The sequence below is a fragment of the Massilia sp. DWR3-1-1 genome (genome assembly GCF_049898325.1).
Taxonomy (GTDB): Bacteria; Pseudomonadota; Gammaproteobacteria; order Burkholderiales; family Burkholderiaceae_D; genus JAFCUW01.
In genome coordinates this window covers 1-586 of the sequence record NZ_JAFCXL010000084.1, presented here as the reverse complement: position 1 = coordinate 586, position 586 = coordinate 1, and the positions used below count along the sequence as shown (strand labels likewise).

Sequence of the window (586 nt, the reverse complement as noted above, 5' to 3'; positions counted from 1 at the left end):
CTTAGAATACTCATCTCGCCCACCTGTGTCGGTTTGCGGTACGGTCTCGTATGACTGAAGCTTAGAGGCTTTTCTTGGAACCACTTCCGATTGCTTCGCAGCATAAAGCCGCTCGTCTCAACCCCTTGAATTCCGCGCCCGGATTTGCCTAAGCGCCTTCTATGAGTCAAAAACCGGGACATCCAACACCCGGACAACCTTTCGCGATCCGTCCCCCCATCGCATCATACGACGGTGCAGGAATATTAACCTGCTTCCCATCAGCTACGCATCTCTGCCTCGCCTTAGGGGCCGACTCACCCTGCTCCGATGAACGTTGAACAGGAAACCTTGGGCTTACGGCGTGGAGGCTTTTCACCCCCATTATCGCTACTCATGTCAGCATTCGCACTTCTGATACCTCCAGCATCCTTTACAAGACACCTTCGCAGGCTTACAGAACGCTCTCCTACCATATGCATAAATGCATATCCGCAGCTTCGGTGACTGGCTTAGCCCCGTTACATCTTCCGCGCAGGACGACTCGATCAGTGAGCTATTACGCTTTCTTTAAATGATGGCTGCTTCTAAGCCAACATCCTGACTG

1 rRNA gene is annotated in these 586 nt (G+C 52.4%); it reads right to left on the bottom strand.

From position 1 onward, the window contains the following. A 23S ribosomal RNA gene (locus tag ACP7EY_RS24030) occupies positions 1-586 on the bottom strand; the annotation flags it as partial.